At 38.6% G+C, this 21,555-nt stretch carries 21 protein-coding genes; 5 read left to right on the top strand and 16 right to left on the bottom strand.

Going from position 1 to position 21,555, the window contains the following annotated elements; genetic code table 11:
- Positions 1–24: 24 nt before the first annotated feature.
- The 8 genes from M3610_RS09690 to M3610_RS09655 form a co-directional block, all read right to left on the bottom strand.
- Entirely contained in the window at positions 25–1,050 is a 1,026-nt protein-coding gene (locus M3610_RS09690; RefSeq protein WP_251458814.1) for an ABC transporter permease, read from the bottom strand.
- 15 nt (positions 1,051–1,065) lie between these two features.
- A complete protein-coding gene (locus M3610_RS09685; RefSeq protein ID WP_251458812.1) occupies positions 1,066–2,049 on the bottom strand; it encodes an ABC transporter permease in 984 nt (327 codons plus the stop codon).
- Positions 2,036–3,592, bottom strand: coding sequence for a sugar ABC transporter ATP-binding protein (locus M3610_RS09680; protein ID WP_098571920.1), 1,557 nt, complete (start codon positions 3,590–3,592; stop codon positions 2,036–2,038). Before M3610_RS09680 ends, M3610_RS09685 begins: the two co-directional genes overlap by 14 nt.
- Before the next feature lie 62 nt (positions 3,593–3,654).
- On the bottom strand, positions 3,655–4,638 hold the full coding sequence (locus tag M3610_RS09675; protein WP_251458810.1) for an ABC transporter substrate-binding protein: 984 nt from the start codon (positions 4,636–4,638) through the stop codon (positions 3,655–3,657).
- Positions 4,639–4,760: 122 nt separating this feature from the next.
- Positions 4,761–5,606, bottom strand: a complete 846-nt coding sequence (locus tag M3610_RS09670) for a phytanoyl-CoA dioxygenase family protein (RefSeq protein WP_251458808.1) — start codon at positions 5,604–5,606, stop codon at positions 4,761–4,763.
- Positions 5,607–6,086: 480 nt separating this feature from the next.
- Entirely contained in the window at positions 6,087–7,007 is a 921-nt protein-coding gene (locus M3610_RS09665; RefSeq protein WP_098571917.1) for an ArsR/SmtB family transcription factor, read from the bottom strand.
- A gap of 186 nt (positions 7,008–7,193) precedes the next feature.
- Positions 7,194–7,901 (bottom strand): NAD(P)-binding domain-containing protein, encoded by a 708-nt coding sequence (locus M3610_RS09660; protein ID WP_251458805.1) that lies wholly within the window; start codon positions 7,899–7,901, stop codon positions 7,194–7,196.
- A gap of 378 nt (positions 7,902–8,279) precedes the next feature.
- Positions 8,280–9,719: a hypothetical protein gene (locus M3610_RS09655; protein WP_251458802.1), complete on the bottom strand. Its 1,440-nt coding sequence runs from the start codon at positions 9,717–9,719 to the stop codon at positions 8,280–8,282.
- A 646-nt stretch (positions 9,720–10,365) separates the two neighbouring features.
- Here M3610_RS09655 and nadX point away from each other — a divergent pair.
- Positions 10,366–11,172 carry an aspartate dehydrogenase gene (nadX, locus tag M3610_RS09650; protein WP_251458799.1) on the top strand — a complete coding sequence of 269 codons (807 nt, stop codon included), beginning with the start codon at positions 10,366–10,368 and terminating at the stop codon, positions 11,170–11,172.
- Between the two features lie 52 nt (positions 11,173–11,224).
- Here nadX and M3610_RS09645 read toward each other — a convergent pair whose 3' ends face one another.
- From M3610_RS09645 to M3610_RS09630, 4 genes are all read right to left on the bottom strand, one after another.
- A complete protein-coding gene (locus M3610_RS09645; protein ID WP_251458795.1) occupies positions 11,225–11,902 on the bottom strand; it encodes a GntR family transcriptional regulator in 678 nt (225 codons plus the stop codon).
- 112 nt (positions 11,903–12,014) lie between these two features.
- Positions 12,015–12,698, bottom strand: coding sequence for a spore protease YyaC (gene yyaC / locus M3610_RS09640; protein WP_251458792.1), 684 nt, complete (start codon positions 12,696–12,698; stop codon positions 12,015–12,017).
- A gap of 179 nt (positions 12,699–12,877) precedes the next feature.
- Positions 12,878–13,798, bottom strand: coding sequence for a ketopantoate reductase family protein (locus M3610_RS09635; RefSeq protein ID WP_251459019.1), 921 nt, complete (start codon positions 13,796–13,798; stop codon positions 12,878–12,880).
- Positions 13,799–13,966: 168 nt separating this feature from the next.
- Positions 13,967–15,049, bottom strand: coding sequence for a sulfate permease (locus M3610_RS09630; RefSeq protein WP_251458790.1), 1,083 nt, complete (start codon positions 15,047–15,049; stop codon positions 13,967–13,969).
- 436 nt (positions 15,050–15,485) lie between these two features.
- Here M3610_RS09630 and M3610_RS09625 point away from each other — a divergent pair, with 436 nt between their 5' ends.
- On the top strand, positions 15,486–15,692 hold the full coding sequence (locus M3610_RS09625) for a response regulator transcription factor (protein ID WP_251458788.1): 207 nt from the start codon (positions 15,486–15,488) through the stop codon (positions 15,690–15,692).
- 59 nt (positions 15,693–15,751) lie between these two features.
- Here the strand turns inward: M3610_RS09625 and M3610_RS09620 are convergent, their stop codons facing one another.
- Positions 15,752–16,873 carry an NAD(P)/FAD-dependent oxidoreductase gene (locus M3610_RS09620; RefSeq protein WP_251458787.1) on the bottom strand — a complete coding sequence of 374 codons (1,122 nt, stop codon included), beginning with the start codon at positions 16,871–16,873 and terminating at the stop codon, positions 15,752–15,754.
- A gap of 21 nt (positions 16,874–16,894) precedes the next feature.
- On the bottom strand, positions 16,895–17,044 hold the full coding sequence (locus tag M3610_RS09615) for a hypothetical protein (RefSeq protein ID WP_180229976.1): 150 nt from the start codon (positions 17,042–17,044) through the stop codon (positions 16,895–16,897).
- A gap of 185 nt (positions 17,045–17,229) precedes the next feature.
- On the opposite strand from M3610_RS09615, the gene M3610_RS09610 reads away from it, so the two are divergent.
- Positions 17,230–17,424, top strand: a complete 195-nt coding sequence (locus M3610_RS09610) for an alpha/beta-type small acid-soluble spore protein (protein ID WP_098571908.1) — start codon at positions 17,230–17,232, stop codon at positions 17,422–17,424.
- Between the two features lie 119 nt (positions 17,425–17,543).
- Positions 17,544–18,380, top strand: a complete 837-nt coding sequence (locus tag M3610_RS09605) for an SDR family oxidoreductase (protein WP_251458785.1) — start codon at positions 17,544–17,546, stop codon at positions 18,378–18,380.
- On the opposite strand, the gene M3610_RS09600 is transcribed toward M3610_RS09605, so the two are convergent.
- Together M3610_RS09600 and M3610_RS09595 are read right to left on the bottom strand one after the other, a co-directional pair.
- Complete coding sequence (locus M3610_RS09600; RefSeq protein ID WP_251458783.1) at positions 18,377–18,949, bottom strand: DUF2062 domain-containing protein; 573 nt, start codon at positions 18,947–18,949, stop codon at positions 18,377–18,379. The two genes, M3610_RS09605 and M3610_RS09600, sit on opposite strands and share 4 nt — an antisense overlap.
- A gap of 250 nt (positions 18,950–19,199) precedes the next feature.
- A complete protein-coding gene (locus M3610_RS09595; protein WP_251458780.1) occupies positions 19,200–20,135 on the bottom strand; it encodes an aldo/keto reductase in 936 nt (311 codons plus the stop codon).
- 210 nt (positions 20,136–20,345) lie between these two features.
- Here M3610_RS09595 and M3610_RS09585 point away from each other — a divergent pair.
- Positions 20,346–21,487, top strand: a protein-coding gene (locus M3610_RS09585; protein WP_396953643.1) for an IS3 family transposase whose coding sequence is annotated in 2 segments (ribosomal slippage) — positions 20,346–20,631 and positions 20,631–21,487 — 1,143 coding nt in all. Because the reading frame shifts where the segments join, the coding sequence is not laid out codon by codon here.
- The last annotated feature ends 68 nt before the right edge of the window (positions 21,488–21,555 follow it).

Raw genomic sequence — 21,555 nt, 5'->3', positions numbered from 1 at the left:
TGACACCTTTTTGCTAATTAATATTTACCTCGGCTGCATATGTTCGATCTTTTTCTTTTTGAAAACACTTTGCTGTTTCATCAACTGTGCTTGGATAATTACGATGGCTAAAAGGAATGCTCCCCGAATGACTGGCTGCCACCAAGAATCTAGTGTACCTTGGAGGTTAATAACATTCAATACCACGCCCAAAAGCATGACACCTACAAATGTTCCGAAAACACCACCTCGTCCACCGACAAGAAGAGTACCTCCAATAACCACTGCCGCAATTGCGTCTAACTCCCACGCATTTCCAGCGACAGGCTGCGCTGCACCACCAAGACGTCCGGCAAGAAGAATGCCTGTAAACCCTGCCAATGCCCCGTTCAATGCATACACCATGATTTTCATTCGGTCTACACGAATTCCCATTAGTCGTGTCGCGTCTTCATTCCCCCCGATCGCGTAAACGTTCCTGCCAAACTTGGTTTGATGGAGAATAAATGATGCAAGGGCTAAAGTAATAACAAAAATCCACACTGAGTTTGGAATGCCAATAAAAGCCCCATTACCCAAATCGATAAAAAATTGTTTGTGTTGCACAGCAACTGAAACTGTCTTTTCTTCGGTGAACACATAAATAAATCCTCTAACTCCAATCATCATCGCAAGTGTTACAATGAACGGTTCCATTTTTAACTTCGCAATAATCCACCCATTGATACAACCGAGGAAAGTGGTAATTAAAATGGGAACCAATAGCGCTGCCAAAATACCATATGAAGAAAGTGATGCTGCCATAACTCCGCCAAGTGCGAGTAATGAACCGACCGATAGATCAATTCCTTTCATTAATATAACAAATGTCATTCCGATGGCAACTAAGCCAATCATGCTATTTTGTTTTAAAATATTAATGATATTTACACTTGTAAGGAAGTTGTCGTATTTAATCGATGCAAAAATAATTAGTAAAATTAGTGCTATGAATGCACCTTGTTTCTGAATGAACATAACCGGGTTTCTAAACAGTTTATTATTAGTTTGATGACTGGCTGCTGATTTCAACGTTAAGCACCTCCCTTATTTGTTTGCTCTTTGAAGGTAAATAGCCCCTACAATAATGACCGCTTTAATAATCAATGAAAAAGAGTAAGGAATGTTGTTCATATTGAACGTGGTCGAGATTATCCCCATGAGAATGGCACCAAAAACCGTACCCCAAATAAATGGTTTTCCTCCAGTCATTAAAGTACCACCTACAACAACAGCTGCAATGGCATCCAGTTCAATCAGCTCACCAATTCTAGTCGCATCTGCTGCCGCCATCCTCGCTGTTTCAATCATTCCAGCTAATGCAGCTAATACGGCTGCTGCAATATAGACAATCATTTTGATTTTTTTTACATTAATTCCAGCCAATTCGGCTGCTTGCTCATTGTCACCGATAGCTTCTATGTAACGTCCAAATGTCATATAGCGAATAATTATAAATGCTGTAATTGCCACCAGGAACATAAGAATAACAGGGACTGGTATCTCCAGGATTTTCCCTTTTCCAATCCACTCGTAGGAAGGATTTGAAAAAGAAACTAGGTATCCATCTGTTAAAACTTGTGCAATTCCTCTACCTGCAATCATGATCGCCAAGGTCACAACGATTGGTTGTACACCTATATACGAAATAATCGCCCCATTAAATAAACCGATTAATGCACAAATAATGATCGTTCCTAGGATAATTACGAAAATATTATAGTCCAGTAAAAAAGTTGAAACAACGGCTCCGATAGCCATTACAGCCCCAACAGATAAATCTATTCCTCCCGTTGCAATAACCAGCGTCATCCCAATAGCAACTAGTGCTGTCGTAGACACATGAAGTAGGATATTCCACATTGTGGTTGCAGCTAAAAAGTTGTCAGTAAATATACTATTAAATAAGAAGAGAATCAAAATGACAATAGGTAACGAAAAAGATTTGACCATCTCTCCATTTAGTGGGTAGCGGAATTTCTTTTCTAAATGGGGATTGATTTGAGTTGTTTTTACATTAGATTCTTGCATATTGATCCTCCCCACCGTAGGATTCTGAACTATGACCATTCTCTACGATTACTTTCATGATATTATCCTGCGTCCGCTTCTCTCCAGTTAACTCACCAATTTTACGTCCTTCCCGAAGGACAATGATTCGGTCTGAATTATGAATCAACTCATCAAATTCAGATGAAATGAGTAATATACTTAATCCCTCTTTGGATAGTTCATCAATTAAAGAATGAATTTCTGATTTTGCACCAACATCAATGCCTCGAGTTGGTTCGTCCAAAATGAGTAAGCTTGGATTAAGTGCAAGCCAGCGCGCAAGCAATACTTTTTGTTGATTCCCGCCACTTAGATTTTTAATCTTTTGTTCTGCGTTCGGTGTTTTTATACCCATTCGCTTAATGAACTCATTAACAACCTTATCCTGCTTCTTTTTGGATACGAAACCAAACGTCGAAAAGTCTTTAAGATTTGCCAGTGTGATGTTCTCACGTATCGACATATTCGGAATGATGCCTTCTGTTTTACGATTTTCCGTACACATGGCTACACCTGATTTTATCGCATGCCCAGGGGATTGAAATTGAATTTCATTTTCCTGATATGTCAACTTTCCACCATCAGGAGAAGAGACCCCGGCAATCACCTTTGCCGTTTCAGTACGACCGGATCCAAGAAGACCTGCTAGGCCGAGAACTTCACCTTTACGCAATTCAAAGCTTACATCTGTTACACGTGTTCCTTGTTTCACATTTTTCAGACTGATAACAATTTTTTCATCCGATTTGTTAACAGCTTCTTTCATTTTCATTAATTGTGCTGCCTCTGTTTCACTCTTTCCTATCATGGAAGCGATCAATTGATTTTGTGAAAGTTCACTAATAGGCCAGGTTCCCACAAAAGATCCATCTCGTAGAATAGTAATCCGGTCACAAACCTTATAAATTTCGTCCAGTCTATGACTAACAAATATGATCGAAACATTTTCTTGTTTCAACTTTTGGATGACATTAAAAAGTACTTCCACCTCTTTATCATCTAAAGAAGATGTTGGCTCGTCCATGACTACTAGTTTTGCTTTCATTGAAATAGCTCTCGCGATAGATACCATTTGTTGAAGAGCAGTGCTATAAGTATTTACCGGTTTCTTAACATCAATGGAAATTCCCATATTGTTTAGAACTTCTGCAGCATCTTTATGAGCTTTTTTCCAGTCTATGGTTCCAATTCTAGTTTTGGGCTCTCTGCCCACAAATATATTTTCTGTAACACTGAGATATGGGATGAGACTAACCTCTTGATAAATAGTACTAATTCCTGCCAATTGTGCTTCAATTGGGGTTTTAAAGGTTACATTTTGTCCATCTAAGAGAATGCTTCCTTCGTTATGATGATAAACACCGGTTAATATTTTAATCAGTGTCGATTTACCTGCTCCATTTTCACCCATTAATGCGTGAACTTCACCTTTATTAATCTCTAACTCTACACCTTTTAATGCCTTCACACCTGGGAAGGTCTTAACAATGTTCTCCATTTTTAGTAACTGCTCTGTCCCCATAAGGCCTCCCCTTTCTTTTCGCAAGTATCTTTTTTAAGATACTTGCGAAATACAGGTTGCTGTTAATACGCGTCATTTACGAAATCTTTTGCATTGGTTTTGTCAAAAAAGCGGTCCTTAATAATAATTTCTTTTTCTACTTCTTTACCCTCTTCTAAGTTTTCGATTACATCAAACACACTTGGACCGAAGAATGGAGAGCTCTCAACCGTTGCACCCATTTTCCCATCAACGATTGCCTGCAAGGCATCTTTAGTTCCGTCTACTGAGACAATGATAATATCTTTTCCAGGGACTTTTCCGGCTGCTTTGATTGCATTGATTGCTCCGATAGCCATCTCATCATTATGTGCATAAACGGCATCAATCTTGTCTCCCTGAGATTGTAACAAGTTTTCCATTACCTTTTGTCCATTGGCTCGTGCAAAGTCACCTGTTTGGGAGGCAATAACCTTCATATCTGGCGCCTTTTCTTTAAGCTTATCCATGAATCCTTTTTGACGATCGATTGCTACGGAAGAACCAGAAGTTCCTGTAAGTTCTACTATATTTCCTTTTCCGCCCATTTCATTTATTAACCAATCAGCTGCCTTTTGTCCTTGTTCAATGAAATTTGATCCTAGGAAACTCACATAATCTTTTCCTGCTTCTCCAGCTACTTTCCTATCAACAAGAATAACAGGAATATGTGCTTTCTTAGCAGTAGCTAAGGCCGGGGAAAGTCCCTCAAATTCACGAGGTGCTAGAATAATATAATCGACTCCTTGGGCAACCATATCTTCCACATCTGATACCTGTTTCGCTGTATCACTTTGAGCATCCGAATAGACCATTTGGAATCCACGTTTCTTAGCTTCTTCTCGAATGCTTTTCGTTTCCGCGATTCTCCATGGATTATTATTTTCCATCTGAGACCAACCAACAACTACCTTTCCATCGTCTCCAGCAGAGTTTGTTGCACTTCCCCCAGTTTCAGACCCACTTGAGCATCCAGCCATAGCTAGCATAGCAGCTGAGAATAATGAGATTAATACTGATTTTTTCATATGATTTCCTCCAGCATTCAATTATTATTTTTTTCAAATATAGAACGATTTCATTTAGCCGTATTCAAGATGATAGAATCAACGGCTGAATGGCTGAATCACTGCTATCTGGTCTGAAATTTTTAGGCTTCGCCCATTTTAAGTCCTTCAATCGTGTGCTCTTGAACAATTACTTCTAGTTCGTCCACGATGCGGCACATCAAGTGACCCTTTAAATCCTCTGGCAATGTTTCATAAAATTTCTTCGTTATTTGCAGGTCATGCCGTTCATGATTGTTTGCTCCAGGAGCATCCACTCCTAAAACAAGGACTGGTCTTGATTTATTTGAGTTATTCGTTGTTCCTCGGTGAATGGTAAGTGCTGAACGGACTGAAATATCCCCCATTTTAGGCATTTTTTGTTCCGCTAGGGCCTCATATCGAGAATAAAGCTCTTTCTCAGGGAACATTTCACTTTCATACTCGCTGCCATCGTCCCACTGAGTTCCAGGAGCAATCTCAAATGGTCCCATATCTTCTTCCACATCCACCGTTGTTATATTAAATGCGAGAGAATTGAGCCTTCTTCCCTTAACTGTGTCTTCAGGAGCTGGGAAATCACGATGCCAAGGCTGATTCACAGCTCCTGGGTTTGGTACATCGAAGCCAATCTCGACAATTTTATACTCAGGCCCTAAAACCGTTTCACAGACAGCCTTGACCCAAGGGTGCGTCACCAAATCTACAAAACCGCTGATATCTTCCGGGTGGATTTCCACATAGTGGCGTTTCGGCCCACGGCCCACTGCGCCACCTGGTCTTTGGAGTGCATCCTTATATAGGACGTCAATGTCCTTTGCTAATTCCTCTACCCATTTGCGTTCAAAAGCTCCTTTTAAACCATGAATTCCTGGACCGTAAAGAGCACCCATAATCACTGCCGGTTCATAGGTTACTCTTAAAGTCTCTGAATTTTTAGTGATAGTCATAATTAATTCCTCCTAGAATTTTATTAAGTGATTTTTTTACATAAATTTAAAATTATAGTTTATATAACCCATTGAACTTTACACATTCAACGCTAACTATTTGATTATATATCTGAATATTCTGAATTATTTATTTGTAAAAACCACCTTCCTTCATTCTCCATCTCTTTAATCTAGATTTAAAGCGTTTACATCAATTATAAAAAAAGAGAAAGTGAATTTTTCCTTATGTAGTTACATTCTTTTTGGAGCTTTTTTACCTTCATTAAAACAATATTTTTGTTTCAAACATAATTACTGTAATTAAATGATAATCTCTCACTATTAAAAGGTCAATATCTTTTATGAAATTTTTACAATTTTTGAAAAATAAGCATTTACACCCTAAAAACCCTACTAGGTTGGGACTTTCCAAAACAAAGAAAAAAGGTCTCCTTTATTACAAATAAATTGTAATAAAAGAGACCTTTTAATCCCAAATTAGGAATATATAATTCTCATCAAAATGTCTTGATTATAGTCACCAAAGCCTTTTCCAAATAAGTTAAGGCCTCCAATATTCACAGCGTCCGATTGAACACCAACTTTTAAGATAATAAATTTTTGATTATTAATTTCAATATCATTCAAGTTGACTGAAGAAACTTTGACATCATCTAAATAGCTGCCATTATTATCTATTTTCCAATTTTTCAACAGTCCATATTGGGTATGGTTATCACGCAGCCACAATGGGTTTAACTTTCCTCTGCGATCGCCAAAATCACCTGGACAAGTCCATGTGCATATCTCTTTTCCATTAACCCAGACTGTAATATCGGAAGGCCAATTGTGATCATAGTTCGGAGCCTCTGAACAAAGTTCCATAGAAAATTGAAGTGACTGAATATCAGCATTACCAGAAAGTGACACAGGAAAGCGGTATTCAAGAAAGCCCTGTCGTAACCATATTAATTGAGCTGAAATACGATCAGGGTGATAAAATAAGGATACATCATCCTCAGGCTGCACTAAACCATTATTATTGATTATTCCACATGTCGGTGTTATTTCGCAGTCAGAATAATGTCCGATTGGCATTTCCAACTCATAACAATTCTTTGGATCATTATAACCAATATTTAAATTAAGGGCCATATGAATATCATCAAAATTTCTTGAACATACTTTCATCTTTCCTCTTGTGGCTGACTGTATTTCAGTATTAATGAGACCTGCACCTTCTAGAACTTTTATATTAGACGCGATGGTTGAAACAGGAAGATCAAGCTTTTCAGCAATCTCAATAATATTCATTTTTTGAAAGTTTAGTAATTTTAGAATAGCAATTCGGATTTCCGATGCAATAGCATGGGCTACTTTAATAAGCCTATCAGACTCATCGATAGTTAACTCTAGCATTTTTTGACCTCCATACATACTTTTTAACTTTAATTTTTTACTACAGGATCTAGTTTCATGATAAAACGAACATGTTAGATGTTTTTTTGCAGCCCTCTTGCCAAATATGGCTCTCTTAAGAATCGTAGCATAGAGAACGGTGTCAATCAAATAGATTGACACCGTTCTCATTGAATAGAAATTTTTTCAGTCGGTACTTTCATGGACTATAGTTTTCTCCTCAAGAATTTCTTTGGCAATTTCCTTCGCAAAGTGGCCAAGACTTCCCTCACTATACGATCGGATCACTTCAGGTGCTAACGATGTTAATGCTCTCTTTAGGTATTCTGGTGGTAATCCTCTGCTTAGAAACTCCGTCTCGATTGCAATTGCTGACTTTATGGCAAAATACGTCGCTAATTTGTTTACTTCCGTTAAACAATTTTCACTATCGACCATTACCTTACCAAGATTCTGAAAAAGTTCCCCAACAGTTTGTGGTAACACTGATTCAGTAATAAATAAACCATTACCATGTTCCAATAAATCCTTAGAATGTCCCATATACTTGACCCCATGTACATGTAAGTCAGGAAAATGGTTTATTATTTGTTTTGTAGGAAGGTTCGTTGCCATATTTATGATAATAGGTTTATGTGCGGCCTGGCTTTCCATTTTTAACGAGGTGACAAATGGAATAACCTCGGTCGCAGGTAATGCTAGGACTAAGATATCGACACCCTTCAATTGACTATCTGTTAAAAGGTAGCCATTATGATATGCTTTCTGAAAATTTTCTGCTTTCGTTTGCACCGGATGGTAAACTCCAATTGGTATCCGTTTTTTATCCCAATGCGTCATCATGGCTGTCCCTAATTTACCAAGCCCTACTAAACCAATCCTTTGTTGTTGCATTTTCTATCCCCTCTCCCTCTCCATATATGTCGGCAAGCATATTAAGATAACGATTAATTAAACGAAAAAGAAAAGCGCAAGCGCCCTGGTCAGCGGCGTATGGCCTGGAGCGCTCCAACCGAGATAAAGGAAACACGAAGAGCCGGAGGCGCATTCGTGCTTGACTTATCGTAGGGCGGAGAGCGAAGGACACTAGCCGCTAGGGCGCTGGAGCTAGACAGTAATCTAAGTTCAAAAACCTATACTTTCTTATCATAAAAATAATAAGGCTATCTTAAAAAATCAGTTTGCTGCTGACTTTTAAGATAGCCCTTTATTTATTAGCAATCCCTAATTCTATCTAGTTAATGTGAAGCTATGTTAAAAGTAACAGTTTATTTACCAGATAATAACTGCCAAGATCGTTGCGAGGAAAAGACCCGTAATAACTGGGATGAAATTTTTCCTTGCCAGCTCTAAAGGTGAGATCTGTAAGAAGCCTGCAACGGCAACAAGTGACGACCAGGCAATCAATGTACCTCCCCCGCTCCATACTGCACCCATTTGTCCAATCGCTGCAAGTACGGATGGATCGATGTTACTTCCAGGTCCAATGGCACCAGACAATGCACCAGTTAATGGAAGTCCGGCAAACCCAGAACCATCTAACCCGGTAATAATACCAATGATTAAGATACTAAATGCTGCAATTATCGGGCTGTGAGGTATATAATTTTGACCTGCTTGAATCAAATCAAACAGAAAGCCTGGTTTAGCTGCATCTTCCCCTAAGGAAAGGATTTGCGCAGAAAAGTCTCCACTTCCCATGAAGAAGTAACCGGCAATCGGAATAACAGGAGCCATGGCTCTAAAAGCGAATACAAAACCTTCCGTAATATGTTCGCTAATTTTATCAAGCGCATGAATGCGGTTAAAAGCAATTGTTGCTAAGACTAAGAGAATCGTAGCAACTCCACCGATAAAGGCAGCACCATCGCCTCCCTCGAATCCAGCTCCACCGCCAAATTTGGATTGGACCATAAAAACCATAACACCTAGCATCGCTAATGGTACAACAATCGCAAAGATTTTTCCCCATTTTGCTTTTACCTTGATTACTTCCGCAGTTTCCTCTACTGTAGCAGCAAGCTCCTCGGTAACCTGGAAGAATACTTTTTCATTATTATTTTCATTAACAGATTTTTGAGTAATCGCTTTTCGATGTGTCGCATACACAATCACAAGAGCACTAATACCAGTAATAAGAGAAAGAATGAAGGCTTTATCGGAAACTAGCGCTTTATCAATTCCGGCTGCTTTCGCACTTAACATTGGGGCTACCTGCATAATATAATCTGATGAAAGGGCCATACCTTGACCAGCGATAACAATAACCATTGCTGAGGTCATGACTGGCAATCCAGCACTTACTGCAGCAGGTACTAATAAAGCACAAATTAATGGAACAGCTGGAGTTGGCCAGAAAAAGAGTGAAATCACAAACGTTGTAACCATTAACACTAAATAAGATACGTGTCCATTTACCATTATTTTTTGAATCGGCACGACCATCCTTTTATCTGCACCTAAATCCTTCAGGGAATTAAGAAGACCGATCATGATGGAAATGATTAGGAAAATACTAAATAGTTCTTTAGCGGCTACGAGATTGGCATTAAAAACGGCTTGGAAACCGCCAATCAAGCTTCCTTTATACACGGCTGCTACTATAAAGGTTCCAACTATGAGTGGTAAAACAACACCTTTTCTAAAAAGCATGATAATAATAACGGCTACAGTGACAACTAGATAGACCCAATGGGCTGCTGTTAATTCCATATTTCCCCTCCATTGTTTTAAAATAGTTTAAAACGGTAATGCGAAAGATTTCCTATACAAATGGGAAAAGATCGTAGGAGAGGCGTAAACGTTATAATAGGATTTTTATCATGGTGTATATCCTCTACTTCGGGTGTTCCTTTCTTAATCCCTAAAAAGATATAAAATGGCATGATTTATTGAGTTACTTTTTCGAGAGATTAAATCTTGCATACTGTAGATTGTATACCATGTTTTAAAAAAATTAATACAATGACTGATCAATACTAACTTAAAACCTCCATTAACATCCTTTTTCTACTTCCTAAAACAATCAATCCACATCAATATGTTGAATGCGCTTACAGTTTTTTTTTTTGATATGTAGTAGAATGTTATTTTAGGAATATAAATATCAACCCCTTTGCACTATGTACACCTTGTTTATTATAAGGTTGAAAATAATATACCATTATTCTCTTTTTATTGCAAACTATTTTGAAAATTTAGAAGTTTATTTATATTCATCAGGTTACTCTTGCTTTTATTGGTTGAATCGGCTAAAATTTATTAATTATCGGTATACGGTATACAAAATAAACTGATACATAGTTTGATAGCTTTCTATTTGAATAGCTGCTTATAAATAATCATGAGGTGAATAAATATGCTAAAAGTTGGAATCATTGGATATGGAACACTTGGAAAAGGTATTAGGGAATTAATTGAGTTAGGACAAGCGGGAGATGTCGTCCTTCAATCCATTTTAATAAGAACCCCGCTAGGTTCTTCTGACCAATCACCCGATGAGTGTACAGTCACCACAAATGAAGATGTCTTTTTTAACCAAGATTTAGATATTATCATTGAAGCGGCTGGACACCATGCCCTTCAACTATATGGGGAAAAGGCCATTTCCTCGGGGAGTCATTTAGTTATCCTTTCCGTCGGCGCTTTAGCAGATAAAGATTTCTATGACTCCTTACAAGAGGCAGCTAGAAAATACAAAAAACAATTGATTATCCCGTCAGGGGCTATCGCAGGTTTGGATCGTATTGCCGCTGGGGTGTTAGGTGAAATTGATGAAATTACACTGATTACGAGGAAGCCTCCAAAAAGTTGGTATGGGACAATTGCGGAGGAAAAAGTTGATTTAGAAACGATTGTAGAACCATTTTGTATCTTTGAGGGTACCGCCAGAAATGCAGCAAAATTATTCCCTCAAAATGTAAATGTTTCCGCTGCGCTAAGCCTTGCAGGTGTCGGCTTTGATGAAACAAAGGTTCAAGTGTATGTTGACCCAACCATTCAAATGAACACACATACGATAGTGGCCAAAGGCTATTTCGGACAAATGGAAACCACTATTCAAAACAATCCATATATGGAAAACCCTAAATCGAGCCCAATTGTTGCTATGAGTGTGGCAAAAGTATTGCAAAACCTAACGACATCAGTGGTAATTGGTGTTTAATTCCATATTAATAGAAAGAAACTCCACCCGGCGAGGGATGGAGTTTCTGTTTTTATTCCGTATCTTTTCCTTGAGTAACTGCCTCAATATATGCTTTTCGGGAATTTTCAATATGAATTTTCGTCAAATACTCGGCCATTTCCACTTCTTGATTAATAATAGCCTCCATAATTCGTAAGTGTTCTTCCATTGACTGTACAGGCCGGCCCGGATTTTTATATCCTGTCTTAGCAAAGGCACGAATATAATCCGATAAGCCACTTAATATTTCATATAGTTTCGCATTTTTTGCCGAGCTGTATAAGAGATGATTCAATTCACCATGTAAATTAGAGAAATCATGATCATTTTTATGCTGTAAACAATCTTCCACCCTTTTACTGTATTCGATGAACTTGCTTTTGGTTTCATCATCCAACTTCTGAACAGCTAATTTGGCTGCCAAAACTTCGAGTGATGATAGAATCGTAAATACTTCAATAATTTCCTTTTCAGAAATATCCGCGACAATAACACCTTTTCTTGGAACAGTTTTGACAAACCCTTGAGATTCTAATCTAAATAACGCTTCACGAATAGGTGTCCTGCTAATATTTAATCGTTCGGCTAATTCCCGTTCCACTAAACGATCGCCTGTTTTAAATTCACCCTCTAAAATAAGGTCTTTAATATGAATAAAGACCCTCTCGCGTAAAGATATTAAATCTTCCTCGGCCCAATTATTCCCCACAATTTCTCCCTCTTTCTAGGTATACATTGAACCAATTATAACGCACATTATTTATAAACATCAAATTCTTTGGTCGGAATTTCCAATAGAAAAAATAGTTGGGTAAGTAACTTTATGATCTAGGGAGATTTTCAATTGATTTTTTACACAATGAAGCCTCTCCTAAAACAGCTTGCGTAATAATCTTTGACATCACTTCGGCGATGGTCATGACCGTAAATAATCTGGTATTATTTAAAGATTGTGCTGGCGACAGCGGGTCTAGGTAATTAACCACTGCCTTCATATGGTATTCACCCACATGTGGCAGCTTTTTATTGACAGCCATCCCAGGGATTAATGAGCCTTCTTTTAAAAAAATAAACCCAATTTGCCTCTCATTTGCCAAACAAGCATCAATCCCCAAAATAAAAGGATTGTTGTGCGTTTGATTAATTTCTTTCAGTATCTTGTTAATATTTAAGGCATGAACTGGTTTTTCTAAAGTGCCATATACAGGGAATGGAAGGTCCATTTCTTTCAGCATCGTTCCTACTATCGGCCCCAATGAGTCTCCTGTTGAACGATCGGAACCCACACATAAGAAAATGACTTCCCTTGAGGTATTGCTAAGAACTTCTTTCAGTTTATTAACAAATTCATTAAACTTGTAACCTTCTGTGGTCTCTTTTACGGAAAAATAGCATGACTTCCCCGCCTTTTCTATCGACTTTTTCTTGCCGTCAAAAGGCCACATTAGCATCAACCCTCTTCTCAAGTTGTAGTTCCCTAAATCTGTCCATTTGCCTACCGTCATGATACCTACACATCTCTCGAGAATTTTTACACATCTACACATATTTTATGATAGCAAGACTAAAACCTTCCATACCCACGCATATAAAAATGACAAAAAAATCAGACAAGTTCACATTTCTGTAACAAAATGGTGCCTGACACCATAATTTTTGAGAAATTGGTGTCAGGCACCATGTTTTAATCGTATTGGCTTTCTATGGTACGAATCCGGTCATACAGTTGTTGATTTATGGGTGTTGATAGCCCGTATTGATGGGCTAGGTTCAGGACTGTACCGGCAAACAATTCTACTTCGCTGTGGCGTTTGGCTTCGATATCTTGGGCCATTGACGGTTTTCCGTCTGGACTTAAAGTGGCCAATACACTTAGCCAATAATCTAAATCAGCTTCTGTTAAATGAATTCCAGCGTTTTCAGAAAGCGCGATGACCTCTCTCATCGCTCCAATCATTATCTTTCGTGCTTCCCCGTCACGCTGAATCTCTCCATAATTACTCTGATAGACGGCTACGGTTTGATTGACCCCCACATTTAACATAAATTTACCCCATTGCCGTTTTACCATATTCGTTTCGATCTCATAGGGAAGTTCTACTTTATCAAAAAAGGCGGCAACACGTTTGACCTTATCAGATATTACACCAGGTTCAGGTTCTCCAAAACAAAGGATACCCATATGGTCATAGGTCAGCTGATTTCCCACTTTTACAGCATCCATTCCTTGGGCAACACAATATAAAATATGTTCATCCCCGTAGGTCTCTCCAATCAAAGCCTCACTAGAAATTCCATTTAACGCTGATAATATTATCGTCTCCTCATCCACATGATGCATGACCGATTGAATCGCATCTTTTAAACCATCAAATTTTACCGTAAAGATCAACAAATCTGCCGGCTCGCATGATTCTTCTGGTGTCAGGTAATTGAAATCGCAGCGTTCTCCGTTACAGAAGACATGTTCATTTTCATATCGATGAATCCTTTCCCGATCTGCGATGATACGTATATCTGCTTTTGGCATTTTCTTTGATAAATGATGTGCATATAGGATTCCTAATGCCCCTAAACCAATGATTGAAACCTTCTTTATCTCCATAACGAATTTCATTCCTTCCCCTAATGGTCCAATATATGTAAAAAAAATTTCTAAAAGGTTCAAAATATTTATACAAACTATTTTACTACAAGTAATTTATTTCATCTTATTTAAAAAAATAAAACCTCTGTTGCATGGATACCAACAGAGGATTCTAAAATTTTTTATTTATATTCCACCACCATCATCATGAATGGTACTATTCTCCTTGCGGATGTTAGCTGAAAGACTGAACGCTCCCACGGTTGCGATCAATGTGCTTAAAATGATAATGATATTATAAATATTAATCTCCACTAACAAATTCACAAGTATATATGATATGACAAGCGAAGCTAGTGGTGAAATAAGCCAGACTTTAAGAATTCTCTGAATAATGGATTTCTGCCAAATGCCAAACCCTTTTTGTGCAGCACCAACACCCAAAATACCGCAAGTCGTTACTTGTGTCAGCGGAATCGGGAGTCCAAATATGGATGACACAATCACCAGGGTACCTCCTGTAAAGGAAACTGCACTTCCCTCCAGTAAAGACAATCTAGTAATCTTCTTCCCATTCGTTTCCAAAACCCTATTCCCTAGTAAAATAGCTCCCAATGAAACGAAGAGCCCGCCAAACCAAATTCCTTTAGTGGTAGAAATCATCCCGGCCCCTACAAGAGGACCAACAGCGTTCGCGACATTATTCATCCCAGCCGAAAAAGCCTCTAAACAGCCCCCCACGACAAGTAAAACAGCCAGCCATTTTTTCCATTTGCCATTTTTCGTTAGACCAACCCAGCGTTTCTCAGCCGCAGAAATGACTTTTCCAAGGATAAACGTAATGAGAAAAGAAACAATTGGAACAACCACCCAAAATAAAACAATGACTAACAAATTATTTATGTACAAACTTTTATAAGCGACCCCAGCTCCTACGATTGATCCAACAGTAACCTCACTTGTCGAAAGGGGAATTCCAATAATATTTGCAATAAATAAAGTCAATGTAGCTCCGGCGAGGATTAGAACGACTAATTTAATCGTTAGGAGATTAGAAGGAATAATTCCCTCTCCAATTGTTTTCACAACCTCACCGCCGCCAAGTACTGCCCCTAGGAAAGCAGCCAACGCCACTAGCACCATGGCCAGGCGCTTACTCTTTATGGCGTCTGCGCCATAAGCTGACCCCATCGATGCTGCCGTCCCGCTTGCTCCAATGTTCATCGCAAAGAAAAAAGCAATTATAAAAGCAATAGACGTCCAAACCATGTAGAATCTCCCCTTATGTCCACAATCTATAAAACTGGTAAACAACATTCTCGTATTCCAGTTCCAATTCACACTATTCAGGTAGGAATAATTTAATATGTTGAATATTATACCGCTCTCCTCCCCAATAATCAATAAATTATTTCAGATGTCTTTGAATTTTCTAAAAAAAGTGGAAATCACGTTCATTAATCGACTGACCGATTTTTTCTGAACAAAAAAAAGAGTCCGAGGACTCTTTTTTCAAAGAATTAGTAACCTGCTAAGCCAGATCAACAGTCTGGGATGGGGACATTAATGAAAAACCCTCATATCCATTCGCTGCAATCTCATCACATTTGAGTTTATTAAAGAAACAAGGATTGATGAAATTCTACTTTCCTCTTTAACACATTATGGAAAAGAAGTTGGTAGATTTCTGGAGAAGACCGACAGTGTGGAAGATCCACAGTTTTTAAGTAAGAGGGAACTTGAAGTAATGCGCAGGATTGCCTGGGGTGAAAGCACAAAGGAAATGGCAGATTTAATGAAAATTAGCGAATTAACAGTCAAACAATATGTAAAAACAGCGATTAAAAAACTTGGCGTTCAAAATCGTTCCCATGCGATTGGCGAACTATTCCGCAGGGGAATTATCACGTAGTTTTTTGAAAGCACTTTATTAACAATAGTCTTAGGCACCCAAATAGGGTGCTTTTTTTATTAACCAGGGGCAAGTGCTCCATCCACGGCATAGTTTTTCGGGTCAATTTCTGTTTGTTGACCTACGACTAGTTTGGCTAGTTCTGCTCCAAGGTACGGCCCACTCGTTAACCCTGAAGCCCCAAGGCCATTGGCTAAATAGATTCCTTCAAATTGTGGCAATGCCCCAATCACAGGCAAAAATCCTGGGGTGAACGGCCGAAAACCAACTCTTGTTTCAAGATACGTGCAGGCAGCCAGACCAGGCGCTGTTTCTAACGCTTTGCTTAAAATCTCATGAATTCCACCAGCTGTTATACGTGTGTCAAATCCAGCCTCGTTTTCATGGGTCGACCCGACAACAACACGGCCATTTTCAAATGTAAGGATGTAATGGTTTTGAGGAGGCATAACCACAGGCCATTGGCTTGTATCCATCTTAGGTAATTCCAGATGAATGATTTGCGCTTTTTGAGGTTTGACTAAAAACTCTACACCTAAGGGCTGCAAAAGCTCGTTAGACCATGCACCTGCAGTCAGAACTACCTGATCTGAAGAATACTTTTTTTCCGCAGTCTTAATCCCGACTACTTGATTCCCCTGCATCTCGAGAGAGGCATTCCCTTGGTGAAATGTCACTCCATGTTTTGTCGCTGCTCGTATCAATGACTCACGTAATGCCCTGCCATTAACCCGTGCTCCCCCACTTACATGAACAGACCCGTATTCCTCGGATAATGGAGGGAATTGACGCTTCGTTTCAGAAGGCGATAGAATGGTAATCTCTCCGATTTCCGGAGCATCTTCGCGACGTTTTTTCGCTCGTTCCGCCATTTGTTCGAGTTTATTCAGATCCGTATGTAAACTGATAGCACCAATCTGTTGATATCCAGTTTCTCTCTCTCCATCTGCCTCTAGTTGAGCAATTAATTCTGGATAATAACGAGCTCCACCTTTGGCTAACTGGTACCAAGCTTTGTTACGCCGCTGTGAAAGCCAAGGACAAACAATCCCGGCAGCGGCATCAGTCGCCTGTCCCGAGTCAGCTCGATCAACCAATGTTACATTTGCACCTAATTTCGCAAGATGATAGGCGGTCGATGCACCAAGTATTCCTGCTCCTATTACGATTATTTTCTGCATAACACACCTGTTTCACATTTTTTAAAAAAAGGACTTAATAATTTCTTGTTCATTCTTACATTCGGTACAAGTATATTCTATCTCTAATGCATCCTCACGTACCATATGCTCGGTTTCTTTGCCGCACTTTTCACAATAAAGATTTTTCGGAAATTCAATCATATCATTCATCACTCACTTTCTCAATTAAATGTATACCCAACTATAAGGGTAATATTCCCTACCCTTGGGACACTATTCCCTGTGATCACCCTCACGAATTCCTGGTGTACTTTTAATGAAAATAATAATAATCGGTTAAATTATATACGAGCAATGACATATTGCTCAAAAAACTTCGTGGGGAGTGATGTATCATGGCTAGAAACAAACTATTGGTTCCTGGAGCTGACAATGCTTTAGATCAAATGAAACAAGAGATTGCCAACGAGTTTGGAGTTCAACTTGGTGCTGATACGACCGCACGAGCAAACGGTTCAGTCGGCGGCGAAATGACGAAACGTCTTGTTGCTTATGCTGAACAAACCCTCAGAAATCATCAAAATCAATAACGGATGATTTCAATCAAAGGCTGTCCCACGGATTTTGGGACAGCCTTTTTCGATTTTAGATATACAACCATCGCTATTTTACGTTTAATATAGAAGAAAAGGAAGTCAAGGAGGAAATCATGATACAACGAACAGCGATTGTTACAGGGACTTCAAGCGGTTTCGGGATGTTAACCGTGATTGAATTGGCAATAAAAGGCTTTACAGTGATCGCAACCATGAGGGATGTCAATAAATCAGAGTCGTTATTCACTCATGCTAAAGAAAACAATGTCGAGGATTTCATTCATGTTCAACCGCTTAATGTCACTTCCAGTGATTCCATTCAACATTTTCAAGGGATACTGAACGAGTACCCTTCTATCGACGTATTAGTAAACAATGCCGGATTTGCCCTTGGGGGTTTTAGCGAGGAGCTTTCAATTGACGAGTTTAGGAGTCAATTCGAAACAAATCTGTTCGGAGTGATTGCTGTCACCCAAGCAGTTTTGCCCTTGATGCGGGCAAGAAAACAGGGCAGAATTATCAATATCAGCAGCATTAGTGGGAGACTAGGATTCCCAGGATTATCTGCTTATGTCGCTTCTAAGCACGCTCTTGAAGGTTATAGCGAAAGCCTGCGACTTGAGTTGAAACCATTTGGGATCGACGTTTCCCTCATTGAACCTGGATCCTATCAAACCAATATTTGGTCAAGTGTGGACGGAATGGAAGTCAATCCTGAGTCCCCATACCTATCCTATATGGAAAGTTTACTACATGAAATTGAGGGCGGTAAGGCCAAGCATGGTAATCCCATCGAGGTTGCCAAGTTGGCAGCAAAAATTGCATCTCAGCCCCAATCACCAAGCCTTAGGTATCCCATCGGGGCTGGTGTGAAGACGGTGTTGCAGCTAAAGAATTTGCTGCCGTGGAAACTATTAGAAGCAATTATTCTCAAGCGACTTAAACCTTAATTATTGGTCGCATCAATCATAACTAGGTTATTTTTTCGAAGGGCTTGTTTATCACGAATCCTTGCGAGTCTTTTCGTTTTTTCTTTTTCATAAAAATAATGAACAAAGAAGTAAGAAATAATCCCAAGAATGATGCCAAAAATCGTCATTCCAATTAACACATGGACACCACCGTGAAGTAAACTGACTACACTGCGGAAATCTCCTTGCATCAACTGTTCAAACGAAAAAGGAGACTTATGCCCTATACTCTCGTTTATAGGATAAATCAGTTTACCGATAGTCTTAGCTAAAGGTAGGAGTAATACTGGTAGAAAGGATAGTTTTCCGATTACATTTCCGATAATCGCCGCTGGCAAGGAACCTCTTGCCATTCGAACAATTGGTAAAAATACGATATAAACAAGGGAAGCTGTTGAAAGAACAATCATTTCTAAGCCAAAACCAATTGCAAATCCCAACGAAACTTTTTTGGCTCCACCTGGTGATCGAAGCAATTTACTAAAATTTAATTTAAATGCTCGTCCAATTTGCTTAAAAAAAGGATACTTTTTGTGTTTAAGGTTCATTCGAAGACTTCCTTTTTATATCAGATTTTCGAGACTAAAAAGCTTCGTGTTTAGGGCGATATAACTAATACCATTATCATAACATTAAATTAAGAAAAATTAAGATAATTGTAAGCGAACTCATAAATTACCAAGGATAATTTTCCCACATACTACTTCAATTAAAAAAAAGGAATGATTCTTATTATGCCTTTTTTAATGAAAAAAAGCCGTGAAAGGTGATAAAAAATCACTATTCACGACTTTTCCTTTAGGATGGGAAAATTCGATCAATGTCTTGAATCTCTTCAGCTGTTAATTGAATCTGTAAGGTTTTTAGATTATGAAGCACTTGGTCTGCTCGCTTTGCACCAGGAATAATTACATCGATGCATGGGCGGTACAGATACCAGGCAAGAATCACTTGGGCAATTTCAGCACCCTTTTCTGATGCAATTTTACGGACAAACTCAATCTTTTCCAAGTTTTGTTCGAAAACGCCTTCTTTAAACTGTGGTCTTTTACGGTTCTTTTCATTGATATTCGTCTCTCGAGAATACTTACCAGTTAATAATCCAGATGCTAATGGGTAAAAGGGAACGAATGAGATTTGCTGGTCGGTAACGTATGGGAATATTTCCCGTTCTGCACCACGGCTTAGCAGGTTATATTCACCTTGGTAGACATCAACATAACCATCTTTATTAGCTTCTTTTAGTTGATCAATTGAAAAATTAGACACCCCGATTGCTCTAATTTTTCCTTCATCCTTCAATTGCTTTAAGGCCCCAACCGCTTCGTCCTTCGGTGTATCCTGATCGGGAAAATGGATATAAAATAAATCGATGTAATCGGTTTGAAGCTTTCTTAAACTCTCTTCGACAGCTTGTTTTAAAAAAGCTGGTGAATTATCAAGAACCATTTCATTTCCAATCAATTTATGTGCTGCTTTGGAGGCGATGACTATTTCTGAACGATTTCCGCTTTCCTTCACGACTTCCCCGATGATTTCTTCCGACCGTCCTAAACCATAGACATATGCTGTGTCAAGGAAATTAATCCCATGAGCCAAACCGGTTCGAACTAACTCCCTGCCAGCTTCTTCATCTAAGTTCGGAAAAAGATTATGACCCCCAACGGCATTGGTACCAAGACCAATTGGATTGACAAATAAATCAGTTTTCCCGATTCGAGTATGTTTAGTCATTAGCGTTCACTCCCTTATTTTACTAATTTGATGATAACAAACGATTGGAAAAGAATACAAAGTTAATGATTTAATTTTTCAAATAAATATTATTATTTTTCTATGTATAAAAAAGACCATCAGGGATGATATTATCCCCTTTAAGTAGACAGTGTAAAAAGCCCATAAAGTTAAATTGGTGGTACACTACTATTTGGAGGGGATTTTTCTATGGCTATAAAGGGACAAACTTTTCAACACTACACAGAAGAATTTAAGTTGAAAGCAATTGAAATGTATATGAATGGTGAAGGCAGTTACAATTCTATTTCTGCCGATTTGGGGCTTCGTAGTTCAACCCAGTTAAAGAATTGGGTGAAAAAGTTTGAGGAAGGCAAGAAGCTTGTCGACCAAAGAGGAAAACTTACATTAGATAATCCCTTTGTAGGGCGCCCAAAGGTGAAATTTCAAAGTGTAGAAGAAGAGCGGGATTATTATAAGGCACAGGTTGACTACTTAAAAAAGCAGTATCCAAATCTTCACGGGGAGGTGAAATCAAAAAGGCAATGAGATTTGAAATTATTCATGAAATGAAAGAGTCATACCCTGTAACGTGGCTGGTTCAAATAGCAGAGGTTCAGCGATCAGGCTATTACAAATGGGTAAAAAACATTGAGGTTCGTGAAAAGAGGAAGGAACAGGATCAGAGTTTAATGAATCAGATGCTTTCCATCCACCTCAAACATAAGGAATTTGGCTATCCAAGAATGGTGATTGCCCTTAAGGAAGAAGGATTCGAGGTCAACCATAAGAAGGTTTACCGATTAATGAAGGTGATGGAAATCCAATCGGTGATTAGAAAGAAATGGAGATATTTTGGTAAAAAAGGATCAAAGGTGTTCTCTAACTTGGTAAATCGAGAATTTAAAGAGAGAAAAGAAAATGAAGTTTTAGTAACAGATATTACTTACATCCCATTCCAAAATCGTTTTTACTACTTGTCTGTTATTCAGGATTTATATAATAACGAGATTGTTTCGTGGAAGATATCAGACAGGAATAACATGAAACTTGTTTTAGAAACTGTGGAAGACCTTAATAAAAAAAGAAACGTGCACGGAACCATTCTCCATTCGGATCAGGGATTCCAATACACGTCTAAAAAATACAACAAACGACTAAACAAATATGGCATTTTGGGCAGCCACTCTCGCAAAGGAAACTGCCTAGATAACGCCTGTATTGAATCGTTCTTTTCACACTTTAAAACAGAAATGTTGTATCAATCCGATTGTAAAACAGAGGAAGAATTAATACAAGCAATAGAGACATTTATGTATGAGTACAATTATAAGAGATTCCAAAAACGCTAAACCATCGTGCTCCAGTAGAATTCCGGATCACGATGGCTGCGTAGTCTTTTTTAGTGCTGTCTACTTGA

Source organism: Neobacillus sp. MER 74, assembly GCF_023714155.1.
Note: the sequence above shows the minus strand (reverse complement) of the source record. Positions and strands in the feature narration are given on the sequence as shown.

Coding starts and splice junctions, on each gene's coding strand:
- M3610_RS09685 (WP_251458812.1), bottom strand. CDS start 2,049: ATGCAAGAATCTAATGTAAAAACAACTCAAATCAATCCCCATTTAGAA.
- M3610_RS09680 (WP_098571920.1), bottom strand. CDS start 3,592: ATGGGGACAGAGCAGTTACTAAAAATGGAGAACATTGTTAAGACCTTC.
- M3610_RS09675 (WP_251458810.1), bottom strand. CDS start 4,638: ATGAAAAAATCAGTATTAATCTCATTATTCTCAGCTGCTATGCTAGCT.
- M3610_RS09670 (WP_251458808.1), bottom strand. CDS start 5,606: ATGACTATCACTAAAAATTCAGAGACTTTAAGAGTAACCTATGAACCG.
- M3610_RS09665 (WP_098571917.1), bottom strand. CDS start 7,007: ATGCTAGAGTTAACTATCGATGAGTCTGATAGGCTTATTAAAGTAGCC.
- M3610_RS09660 (WP_251458805.1), bottom strand. CDS start 7,901: ATGCAACAACAAAGGATTGGTTTAGTAGGGCTTGGTAAATTAGGGACA.
- M3610_RS09655 (WP_251458802.1), bottom strand. CDS start 9,719: ATGGAATTAACAGCAGCCCATTGGGTCTATCTAGTTGTCACTGTAGCC.
- nadX (WP_251458799.1), top strand. CDS start 10,366: ATGCTAAAAGTTGGAATCATTGGATATGGAACACTTGGAAAAGGTATT.
- yyaC (WP_251458792.1), bottom strand. CDS start 12,698: ATGACGGTAGGCAAATGGACAGATTTAGGGAACTACAACTTGAGAAGA.
- M3610_RS09635 (WP_251459019.1), bottom strand. CDS start 13,798: ATGGAGATAAAGAAGGTTTCAATCATTGGTTTAGGGGCATTAGGAATC.
- M3610_RS09630 (WP_251458790.1), bottom strand. CDS start 15,049: ATGGTTTGGACGTCTATTGCTTTTATAATTGCTTTTTTCTTTGCGATG.
- M3610_RS09620 (WP_251458787.1), bottom strand. CDS start 16,873: ATGCAGAAAATAATCGTAATAGGAGCAGGAATACTTGGTGCATCGACC.
- M3610_RS09615 (WP_180229976.1), bottom strand. CDS start 17,044: ATGAATGATATGATTGAATTTCCGAAAAATCTTTATTGTGAAAAGTGC.
- M3610_RS09610 (WP_098571908.1), top strand. CDS start 17,230: ATGGCTAGAAACAAACTATTGGTTCCTGGAGCTGACAATGCTTTAGAT.
- M3610_RS09605 (WP_251458785.1), top strand. CDS start 17,544: ATGATACAACGAACAGCGATTGTTACAGGGACTTCAAGCGGTTTCGGG.
- M3610_RS09600 (WP_251458783.1), bottom strand. CDS start 18,949: ATGAACCTTAAACACAAAAAGTATCCTTTTTTTAAGCAAATTGGACGA.
- M3610_RS09595 (WP_251458780.1), bottom strand. CDS start 20,135: ATGACTAAACATACTCGAATCGGGAAAACTGATTTATTTGTCAATCCA.